Origin of the sequence: Halorubrum tibetense, assembly GCF_042661865.1 — an archaeon.
GTDB classification, from domain to species: Archaea; Halobacteriota; Halobacteria; order Halobacteriales; family Haloferacaceae; genus Halorubrum; species Halorubrum tibetense.
Map to the genome: position 1 here is coordinate 1 of NZ_JBHSWW010000410.1, position 1569 is coordinate 1569.

The following is a 1569-nucleotide window of genomic DNA, read 5'->3' on the forward strand; positions in this document are numbered from 1 at the left end:
GGGGAACGACCCGTCGGTGTCGCCGTCGACCGTCACCGAGACGGGCGTGCCGTCATCGGCCGTCTCGACGTCGACGGCCCCCGCCGCGAACCAGCGGACCGCCCGCGGGTACGCGGTGAACTCCGCCTCCTGTAACACGCGGCGCTTGAGCGACCCCTCGTCGTCGTCCGCGTACACGGGTACGGGCTCTTGGGTCACGATCGGCCCGTCGTCGACCGCCTCGGTAACGACGTGGACGGTGCAGCCGGTCGTCCGTACGCCGGCGTCCAACACCTGCTCGTGCGCGTTGGCGCCCGGGAACGCCGGCAGCAACGACGGGTGGACGTTCACGGTCGTCGGCGCGGCGTCGAGGAACGTGTCCGTGAGCACGCGCATGTAGCCGTCGAGACAGACCAGATCGAAGTCGTAGGCGGCCAGCCGCTCGAGGATCCGTTCTTCGTGCTCCTCGCGCGACTCGCCCTCCTCGCGGACGACGACCTCGGTCGGGATCCGGCGCTCCGCGGCGGCCTCGAGGACCGGCGCGCCCTCGCGGTTCGTCAGGACGACGGACACCTCCGCGCCGCCCGGCGCGACGTCGTCGATGTGTCGGAGGTTCCGTCCGCGGTTGCTGGCGAGTCCGGCGATCTTCATGGTCGATCCGACCGAGCGACCGCCTATATCGATTACGGTCCACGGTGGGTGAGTATACACTTCCACGGATACATTCGGCGGCGGATCCCGAATAACGGGGTTCGAATATACACTTCCGTGGGGCGACCCATCGATACGCTTTTGCGGGTTCCGGGGACAGTCGCGGACATGACAGAGGGAGGCGACCCGACGAAACGTGACGACCCGAGCGACGGGGAGGACCCGAGCGACGGGGAGGACCCGAGCAACGCCGGCGGTGGGACCGAAACCTACGGGGGGACCGACGCCGAGACGCCGGCTGACGGGTGGATCCGGGAGCTGTCCCGGGACGACCCGCTCGCCGCGGTGTCGCCGCTCGACGGCCGGTACGCCGGTCGGACCGCGCCGCTGTCGCCGTACGCGAGCGAGGCGGCGTTGATGCGGGCCCGGGTCCGTGTCGAGGTGGAGTACCTGATCGAGCTCGGCGCGCTGGACGCGACCCCATTCGACCTCGAAGACGCCGCTGTCGACGCCCTTCGTGACCTATACGAGTCGTTTTCGGCGGCGGACGCGCGGCTGATCAAGCGGCTGGAGACGGAGGGGGCGGCGGGGTACGCCGCGACCAACCACGACGTGAAGGCGATCGAGTACTTCCTTCGCGTCCGGCTGACGACGCTCGCGGACTCGGCGAGCGGGTCGTCCCCCGTCGACGACGCCGAGGCGCTGTTCCCGTGGATCCACTTCGGGCTCACGAGCGAGGACGTCAACAACCTCGCACAACGGCTGCTCGTCAAGCCGGCGGTGACTGAGGTGCTCGTGCCGGCGATCCGGGAGGTTCGCGATGCGCTGGTCGAGCTGGCACACGAGCATCGCGAGACGCCGATGCTCGCGCGGACGCACGGCCAGCCGGCGACACCGACGACGTTCGGCAAGGAGATGGCGGTGTACGCCGCCCGCCTC

The 1569-nt window shown here is 69.9% G+C and carries 2 protein-coding genes; one reads left to right on the forward strand and one right to left on the reverse strand.

The genetic code is table 11. The features are described from left to right. The coding region (gene purN / locus ACFQEU_RS15635) for a phosphoribosylglycinamide formyltransferase (RefSeq protein WP_379783665.1) at window positions 1–630 on the reverse strand (630 nt) is incomplete at its 3' end. A 168-nt stretch (window positions 631–798) separates the two neighbouring features. On the opposite strand from purN, the gene ACFQEU_RS15640 reads away from it, so the two are divergent. Continuing rightward, window positions 799–1569, forward strand: a 771-nt coding sequence (locus tag ACFQEU_RS15640) for a lyase family protein (RefSeq protein ID WP_379783667.1), incomplete at its 3' end; no start/stop codon positions are given.